The organism is Kitasatospora sp. NPDC057512 (assembly GCF_042802135.1).
Lineage (GTDB): Bacteria > Actinomycetota > Actinomycetes > Streptomycetales > Streptomycetaceae > Kitasatospora.
The window spans coordinates 1-8,490 of the sequence record NZ_JBHVET010000340.1 but is presented as its reverse complement, the minus strand read 5'-3'; the positions used below and the strand labels follow the sequence as shown (position 1 = coordinate 8,490).

7 protein-coding genes are annotated in these 8,490 nt (G+C 73.7%); 3 read left to right on the top strand and 4 right to left on the bottom strand.

The features are described 5' to 3' along the window. Positions 1-409: 409 nt before the first annotated feature. The 3 genes from ACFU6K_RS21960 to pdhA are packed head-to-tail and all read right to left on the bottom strand — an operon-like array spanning position 410 to position 3,929. Positions 410-1,789, bottom strand: coding sequence for a dihydrolipoamide acetyltransferase family protein (locus ACFU6K_RS21960; protein WP_380665475.1), 1,380 nt, complete (start codon positions 1,787-1,789; stop codon positions 410-412). Next, on the bottom strand, positions 1,789-2,790 hold the full coding sequence (locus ACFU6K_RS21955; RefSeq protein WP_380665473.1) for an alpha-ketoacid dehydrogenase subunit beta: 1,002 nt from the start codon (positions 2,788-2,790) through the stop codon (positions 1,789-1,791). Before ACFU6K_RS21955 ends, ACFU6K_RS21960 begins: the two co-directional genes overlap by 1 nt. Further along, entirely contained in the window at positions 2,787-3,929 is a 1,143-nt protein-coding gene (gene pdhA, locus ACFU6K_RS21950) for a pyruvate dehydrogenase (acetyl-transferring) E1 component subunit alpha (protein ID WP_380665471.1), read from the bottom strand. The genes ACFU6K_RS21955 and pdhA overlap by 4 nt, the downstream gene beginning before the upstream one ends. A gap of 149 nt (positions 3,930-4,078) precedes the next feature. On the opposite strand from pdhA, the gene ACFU6K_RS21945 reads away from it, so the two are divergent. Beyond that, positions 4,079-4,540: an Lrp/AsnC family transcriptional regulator gene (locus ACFU6K_RS21945; protein WP_049652805.1), complete on the top strand. Its 462-nt coding sequence runs from the start codon at positions 4,079-4,081 to the stop codon at positions 4,538-4,540. A gap of 91 nt (positions 4,541-4,631) precedes the next feature. Here the strand turns inward: ACFU6K_RS21945 and ACFU6K_RS21940 are convergent, their stop codons facing one another. Further along, complete coding sequence (locus ACFU6K_RS21940; RefSeq protein ID WP_380665469.1) at positions 4,632-5,216, bottom strand: TetR/AcrR family transcriptional regulator; 585 nt, start codon at positions 5,214-5,216, stop codon at positions 4,632-4,634. A gap of 129 nt (positions 5,217-5,345) precedes the next feature. Between ACFU6K_RS21940 and ACFU6K_RS21935 the strand changes: the two genes are divergently transcribed. Continuing rightward, positions 5,346-6,614 (top strand): hypothetical protein, encoded by a 1,269-nt coding sequence (locus tag ACFU6K_RS21935; RefSeq protein ID WP_380665467.1) that lies wholly within the window; start codon positions 5,346-5,348, stop codon positions 6,612-6,614. A gap of 162 nt (positions 6,615-6,776) precedes the next feature. After that, positions 6,777-8,477 carry a phenylacetic acid degradation protein PaaN gene (gene paaN / locus ACFU6K_RS21930; RefSeq protein ID WP_380665465.1) on the top strand — a complete coding sequence of 567 codons (1,701 nt, stop codon included), beginning with the start codon at positions 6,777-6,779 and terminating at the stop codon, positions 8,475-8,477. Positions 8,478-8,490 lie beyond the last annotated feature (13 nt).

Below are 8,490 nucleotides of genomic sequence, written 5' to 3'. Positions count from 1 at the left end.
GGGCCGGGGACATCGGCGGGGCGGGGGGCACCGGCGGGGCCAGGGGCATCGGCGGCCGGACGACCGCCTCCCGCGACGGGCCGCCGTCGGCCGCGGACGGCCGCAGGCCCGGGACGGCCGAGACCCCCGCCGAGCCGTGCCCGGTACGGACCAGGACTGTTCCGCGGGACTTCACCGCGACGTTTCGAGTACCCAAGAGAATCGTTTCGCCCTCCGGCCGGCCTGCGCCACCACCTGGCTTGTCGCTACTGGCGCCAGGGCAGCGTGGCACGGCCCGACCGGCCGTCCGACGAATCACGCGAAGCCCGGACATCCGGGCCCGGAACGCGCTACTCTCCCCGCCCGCCGGTCGCCCCGGGTGTCCGTCCGCACACCCAGGGCAACGGCGGACCGGCCTCGACGGCCGTACTCAGAGCTGCCGCAGCAGCATCCCCGGCTGCTCCACGCAGTCCGCGACGAACCGCAGGAAGCCGCCCGCCGTCCCGCCGTCGCAGACCCGGTGGTCGAAGGTGAACGACAGCTGGGTCACCTCGCGCACCGCCAACTCCCCCTGGTGGACCCAGGGTTTGGCGACGATCCGACCGACCCCGAGCATCGCCGCCTCCGGGTGGTTGAGGATCGGGGTGGAGCCGTCCACGCCGAACACCCCGTAGTTGTTCAACGTGAAGGTGCCGCCGGTCAGTTCGGCCGGGGTGAGCGCGCCACTGCGCGCCGCCTCGGTCAACCGACCCAGCTCCTCGCCGAGTTGCTCGGTGCTGCGGTTCTGCGCGTCCCGCACCACCGGGACGACCAGCCCGCGCTCGCCCTGCGCGGCGAAGCCCAGGTGCACCGCCGAATGCCGGACGATTCCCGAACCGTCCCCGGTCACCGAGGAGTTGAGCTCCGGGAAGCGCGCCAGGGCGACCGTGCAGATCCGCGCCAGCAGCGCCAGCACGCTCACCTTCGGCCCCGGCGTGGCGTTCAACTGCCGCCTCAGTGCCATGAGTTCGGTGGCGTCGGCGTCCACCCAGCAGGTCGCCGCCGGGATCTCCCGGTGGCTGCGGCTCAGCTTCTCGGCCACCGCCTTGCGCAGCCCGCGCAGCGGGACCACGCTGTCCTGCCCGGCGGGCCCGACCGGCGCCGGAGCGGCCACCCCGGCCGCGACCGCCCGTTCGACGTCCGCGCGCATGATCAGTCCGTCCGGCCCGCTCCCGGTGAGCGCGGCCAGGTCGACCCCCTGCTCCCGGGCCAGCCGCCGCACCAGCGGCGAGATCACCGGCACCACCGCCGGCCCGGCCGGGACGACCGGAGCCCGCACGGCCACGGCCACAGCACCGGCACCGGCACCAGCACCAGCACCAGCACCAGCACCAGCACCAGCCGAGGCCGGCGCCCCGACCCGGCGCCGCCGCCCACCCCGGCCCGGTTCGGCGACCCCGAACCCGACCAGCGGCCGCTCCACCTCGGCGGACACGGAGGCGGACGCGGAGGCGGCCACAGCGGCAGCGGCAGGCGCGGCGGCAGAGCCCGGCCCCGCCGGAGCCTCCAGGCCGCTCCCCTCCGCCGGCGCCACCGCGACCGTCACCAGCGGCGCGCCCACGGCGATCTCCTCGCCCACCTCGCCGTACCGCGCGGTGACCACCCCGCCGTACGGGCAGGGCACCTCCACCACGGCCTTGGCGGTCTCCACCTCCACCACCGGCTGGTCGACCACGACCACCTCGCCGACCTCGACCATCCAGCGCACCACCTCCGCCCCGGTGAGCCCCTCACCGAGGTCGGGCAGCCGGAACTCCCGTACGACGGGCATCATCCTCGGTCCTCCCACTGCAGTCGGGCGACCGCGTCCAGGATCCGGTCCACCCCGGGCAGGTGGTGGTGCTCCAGCATCGGCGGCGGGTACGGGACGTCGAAGCCGGTGACCCGCAGCACGGGCGCGGCCAGGTGGTGGAAGCAGCGCTCGGTGACCCGGGCGGCGATCTCCGCGCCGGTGCCGCCGAAGCCGCTCGCCTCGTGCACCACCACGGCCCGGCCGAGCGAGCGCACCACCCGGCAGACCGTCTCGTCGTCGAACGGCACCAGGGTGCGCAGGTCCAGCACCGCGAGGTCCCAGCCCTCGGCCTGCGCCGCCTCCGCCGCCGCCAGGCAGACCGGCAGCGAGGGGCCGTAGGTGATCAGCACGGCGGAGGTGCCGGCGCGCCGCAGCACCGCCCGGCCGATCGGCTCGACCGGCGCGTCCGGGTCGAACTCGGCCTTGCCCCAGTAGAGCCGCTTGGGCTCCAGGAACACCACCGGGTCGTCGGAGGCGATCGAGGCCCGCAGCAGCCCGTACGCGTCGGCCACCGTCCCCGGGGTGACCACGTGCAGGCCCGGGGTGCTGGTGTAGTACGCCTCGGAGGCGTCGCTGTGGTGCTCGACGCCGCCGATGCCCCCGCCGTACGGGATGCGGACGGTGATCGGCAGCGGGAGCCGGCCCGCCGTACGGTTGCGCATCTTGGCGACGTGCGAGAACAGCTGCTCCAGCGCCGGGTAGGCGAAGGCGTCGAACTGCATCTCGACGACCGGGCGCAGCCCGTACATCGCCATGCCGATCGCGGTGCCGAGGATGCCGGCCTCGGCCAGCGGGGTGTCCAGGCAGCGTTCCGGTCCGAACTCGGCGGTGAGCCCGTCGGTGATCCGGAAGACCCCGCCGAGCGCGCCGACGTCCTCGCCGAGCACGTGCACCGCCGGGTCCTCGCGCATGGCGTCCCGCAGCGCGGAGTTGAGCGCCTGGGCCATGGACGCGGTACGGACGGGTGTCGCCGTGCTCATCGGTCCGCCACCTCCGCCTCGGCGGCCAGCTCGGCGGCCAACTGCGCGGCCTGCTCGCGCAGTTGCTGGGTCGGCTCGGCGTAGACGTGGGCGAACAGCGACATCGGGTCCAGCTCCGGGTCGGCGTGGAACTCGGCCCGCATCCGGGCCGCCAGCGCCTCCGCCTCGTCGGCCGCCTCCCGCACCAGGCGGTCGTCCAGCACGCCGAGTCCGCGCAGCGCCCGCTCCATCAGCAGGATCGGGTCGTGCTCGCGCCAGGCGGCCACCTCGGGCTCGGTGCGGTAGCGGGTGGCGTCGTCGGCGTTGGTGTGGGCGTCGATCCGGTACGTCAGCGCCTCGACCAGGGTCGGGCCGCCGCCGGCCCGGGCCCGCTCGACCGCCTCGGTCAGCACCGAGTGCACGGCGGGCGCGTCGTTGCCGTCCACCAGCCGGCCCGGCATCCCGTAGCCGACGGCCTTGTGGGCCAGGCTCGGCGCGGCGGACTGGGCGCTGAGCGGCACGGAGATCGCGTAGCCGTTGTTCTGCACCAGGAAGACCACCGGGGCGTCCAGTACGGCCGCGAAGTTCAGCGCCTCGTGGAAGTCGCCCTCGCTGGTGCCGCCGTCGCCGAGCATCGCCAGCGCGACCACCGGCTCGCCGCGCAGGCGGGCGGCGTGCGCCAGCCCGACGGCGTGCGGGGCCTGGGTGGCGAGCGGGGTGCAGAGCGGGGCGGTGCGGCTGGCCCGCGGGTCGTAGCCGGTGTGGGCGCTGCCGCGCAGCAGGGTCAGCGCCTCCAGCGGGTCGACGCCCCGGGAGACCACGGCGAGGGTGTCGCGGTAGCTGGGGAAGAGCCAGTCGTGCTCGCCGAGCACCAGCGCCGCGGCGACCTGGCAGGCCTCCTGGCCGGTGGACGCCGGGTAGACGGCGAGCCTGCCCTGCTTGGTCAGGGTGGTGGCCTGCTGGTTGTACCGGCGGCCGACGACCAGGCGGCGGTACAGCTCGCGCAGCAGGGCGGGGTCGCACTTCTCCAGCGCGGGGGTGCCGATCGCCCGGACGGGGGAGGGGTCCGGGAGGAGGGGTGCCGGATCGGTGCGCGGGGCGGTGGCCCCGGGCAGCCAACCGGGTACACCCGCGTGGTGTCTGTGGTCGAGAACGGTCATCTCGGGGCACCTCCAGGGGTTGCGGGGGCTCCCTACCGATTGTTCGGTCGTCTGTTCATCTTGACCAGAAGCGTGACAAGGTGGTGGACATTCGGCCTGTACGGCGGTCGACTGGTGGCAGTGCGTCCAATCGGTGGGGGTGGGGGGTCATGTCGGCTGAACAGATGTCCAGACTCGACCGGGTCGACCGGTCGATCCTGCGGCTGCTGCAGCAGGACGGTCGCGCCTCCATCCGCTCGGTGGCCGAGCGGGTGCACGTGTCCCGGGCCAACGCGTACGCCCGGATCTCCAGGATGGTCGAGGACGGCATCATCCGCGGCTTCACTGCCAGGGTGGACCACGAACGGGCCGGTCAGGCCGCGTCGGCGTACGTCACCCTGAAAATCGTCCAGAACTCCTGGCGGACGGTGCGCGAGCAGCTGCTGGAGCTGCCCGGGGTGGCACACATCGCGCTGGTCGGCGGGGACTTCGACGTCCTGCTGCTGGTGCACACCGCCGACAACAAGGCCCTGCGGGAGCTGGTGCTGGGCAGCATCCAGTCCATCCCCCAGGTGCTCGGCACCCGCACCATGCTGGTCTTCGAGGAGACCGACCAGGTGCCGCCGCTCTGAGGCGGGCTCCGCCTCAAGGGCGGAACCCGGGAAAGGCAGAGACCCCGGAAAGGCAGCGGCCCCGGAAAGGCAGCGGCCCCGGAAAGGCCGGTCAGCGCGCCCGCAGCCCGTCGAAGGCCAGGTGGACCACCGCGTCCGCGACCCCGTCGGCGGCCTTGAGCCCCGGCCGGTACCACTCCACGATCGAGTTGATCATCCCGAACAGCAGCCGGGTGGCCAGCCGCGGCTCCACGTCCGAACGCAGCGCGCCGTCCGCGACCGCCGCCCGCAGCAGCTCGGCGACCTGGTGGTCGAAGTCCCGCCGGCGTTCCAGCGCCCACTGCTCGGTGGCCGTGTTGCCGCGCACCCGCAGCAGCAGCGTCACGTACGGCAGCTCGTCCAGCAGCACCTCGGCGGTGCGGCGCACCACGTGCTCCAGCCGCTCCACCGCCGGGCCCTCGACCGCCGCGGGCTCGGCCAGGATCGCGAACAGCCCGTCCAGCGCCCGCCCGACCGCCAGCCGCAGCAGCTCCTCCTTGCCGCGCACGTGGTGGTAGATGGAGGACTTGGAGATCCCAGCCGCCCGGGACAGGTCCTCCATCGAGGTGCCGTCGTAGCCGCGCTCGTTGAACACGTCGACGGTCACCGCGAGCAGTGACTCCACGGTGTAGGCGGTGCGCGTGGTGTGATCGGCCATCCTCCGAGTATCCCCGGCCGTCACCCCCGTCACGCGAGCGGGTCCGACTGGTCCACACCAACCAAGGGACGCCGACAGGGGCAGGCCCTAGACTCTGCGGACGATCCGTCCACGTCCAAGGCTGGGGACATGAACGCAATACCGGCAGTCGCCTCCGACGTGCCAGAGAAGCGCAGCGAGGAGCCGGAGGACACCGCGCGCAGCTGGCAGGAGCGCGGCCGCGCGCTGGTGGTCCGCTTCGGGCCGGCGGTGTGGTGCTACGCGGTGCTGAAGCTGATCGGCTTCACCGTCTTCATGAAGCTGCTCTCCTTCTCCGGGGAGTACGCCAAGAAGCCGGCCCGGTTCGGCGGCGGCGCCAACCCCTGGGACGTGGTGGCCACCTGGGACGGCTGGTGGTACCAGCAGGTGGCGAAGTTCGGCTACCACCCGGCGCTCGTCCCGATACCGAACGGCCCGGTCGGCTTCAGCGTCGAGCAGAACTCGGCGGCGTTCTTCCCGCTCTACCCCGGCCTGATGCGGATGACCTCGGACGTCACCGGCCTCGGCCTGTACGGCGCCGGGATGCTGGTCTCGGTGGTGGCCTCGCTGTTCGCCGCGGCCGGCATCTACGCCGTGGTGGAGAAGCTGACCGGCGACGCCCGCTCCGGCGTGATCGCGGCCGGCATCTGGGCGATCGCCCCGGGTTCCGGCGCCGAGTGGGCGGTCTACTCGGACTCCCTCTTCGTCGCGCTGGCCGCCTGGGCCTGCTACTGCGTGATGGCCAGGCAGTGGGTCGCGGCCGGGGTGATCACCCTGGTCGCCGGGCTCAACCGGCCGACCTCCGCGGCCCTGATCGGCGCCGTCGGCCTGGCCGCGCTGGTCGAGCTGTACCGCCGCGAGAGCGGCGTCCTGCGCCCGCTGGCCGCGATGCTGCTGGCCCCGCTCGGCCTGCTCGGCTACGTGGGCTGGGTGGGCTGGCGGACGGGCGAGTGGGGCGGCTACTTCCGCCTCCAGCACGACGCCTGGCTGCACTACTTCGACTGGGGCCAGGGCACCTGGCACGCGATCCGCGGGGTGCTGCTGGGCCGCAGCGACTACCCCTTCGCCTTCCCGGTGCCGGACCTGTTCGCCACCCTGATCGTGCTCAGCCTGCCGGTGCTGATCGTGCTGCTGGTCCGGCTGCGCCCGCCGCTGGTGCTGACCGCCTACACGCTGGCCACGATCGTCTCGGTGCTCGGCAGCCTGGGCATCTTCGGCAACGTCTCCCGCTACCTGCTGCCCGCGTTCCCGCTGTTCATCGCGCTGGCGGTGGGGATGCGCAAGCTGAGCCTGCCGGTGCTGGCCACCGTCCTGGGCACCGGCGCGGTCGCCTCCGGCTGGTACGCCGGGTACGTCATCTTCGAGCTCGGCGTGCCGTAGACCCGGACCACCCGAGCCCCCGGGGGGCGCGTCCGTCACGGACGCGCCCCCGCGCGTTTCCCGGTGGATTCCCCCCGTCACACCCTCGTGAGCCGACCGATCGTTCGGTTACTCTGTGACGTGTCCCGTCCTGCTTTCCGAGGCCCTCCGAGGAGCGCACAGATGTCCGCAGCGGTCACCCACCCCCTCGTCAGCGAGCTGGTCGAGCGCCACCAGGCCACCCTGGACGCCGCGCTCGCCGCCGCCGCCGAGCGCGACTACTGGTCGCCCTACCCCGAGTTCCCCAAGGCGTACGGCGAGAGCGGGCCGGCGGACGGCAAGGCCGCCTTCGACGCCCTGCTCGGCAAGCCCTTCGCCCTCGCAGGCCACCCCACCGACGGCGACCAGGTCGGCGGCGAGGCCTCCCCGTACGGCGTCGAGCTGGGCATCACCTACCCGCACGCCGACCCGGACGCGCTGATCGCCGCGCTCACCGCCGCCCGCCCCGGCTGGGCCGCCGCGACCCCGCTGGAGCGCGCCGCCGTCTGCCTGGAGATCCTGCACCGGATCAACGCCCGCTCCCACGAGTTCGCCCAGGCCGTCATGCACACCACCGGCCAGGCCTACGGCATGGCCTTCCAGGCCGGCGGCCCGCACGCCCAGGACCGCGGCCTGGAGGCGGTCGCCTACGCGTACGCCGAGCAGACCCGGCTGCCGAAGCAGGCCGGCTGGACCAAGCCGCAGGGCAAGCGCGACCCGCTGGTGATGACCAAGGAGTTCACCGTCGTCCCGCGCGGCCTCGCGCTGCTGATCGGCTGCAACACGTTCCCCACCTGGAACGGCTACCCGGGCCTGTTCGCCTCGCTGGCCACCGGCAACCCCGTCCTGGTCAAGCCGCACCCCCGGGCCGTCCTGCCGCTCGCGCTGACCGTCGCCATCGCCCGCGAGGTGCTCGCCGAGGCCGGCTTCGACCCCAACCTGGTCGCCCTGGCCGCCGAGCACGAGGGCGGCACCGTCGCCGCCACCCTCGCGGTCCGCCCCGAGATCAGGCTGATCGACTACACCGGCTCCACCTCCTTCGGCGACTGGCTGGAGGAGCACGCCAAGCAGGCGCAGGTGTACACCGAGAAGGCCGGCGTCAACGCCGTCGTCATCGACTCCACCGACGACTACAAGGGCATGCTGGGCAACCTGGCCTTCGCGCTCTCCCTCTACAGCGGCCAGATGTGCACCACCCCGCAGAACGTGCTGATCCCGCGCGGCGGCATCGCCACCGACCAGGGCGACAAGTCCTACGACCAGGTGGTCACCGACCTGGCCGGCGCCATCGAGGGCCTGCTCTCCGACGACGCCCGCGCCGCGGCGATCCTCGGCGCCGTGGTCAACCCCGGGGTGCTCCAGCGCTCGGCCGCCGCGGCCGGCGGCGAGTACGGCGAACTCGCCCTCGCCCCGCGCGCGGTGACCTCGCCGGACTTCCCCGGCGCGACCGTCCGCACCCCGGCGCTGGTCAGGCTGGACGCCGACAAGCCGGACGACCGCGCGGTCTTCCGCAGCGAGTGCTTCGGCCCGGTCTCCTTCGCCGTCGCCGTCGAATCCACCGCCGCCGCCGTCGAGTTGCTGCGCACCACGGTCCGCGAGAAGGGCGCCATGACGGCCTCCGGCTACACCACCTCGCCCGAGGTGGAGGCGCTGCTGGTCGAGGCCGCGCTGGACTCCGGCGTCTCGCTCTCGCTCAACCTGACCGGCGGGGTCTTCCCCAACCAGACCGCCGCCTTCTCCGACCTGCACGGCACCGGGGCCAACCCGGCCGCCAACTCGGCCTACTGCGACGGCGCGTTCGTCGCCAACCGGTTCCGCACGGTGGAGATCCGCCGGCACGCCTGAGCCCCCTGTGCCG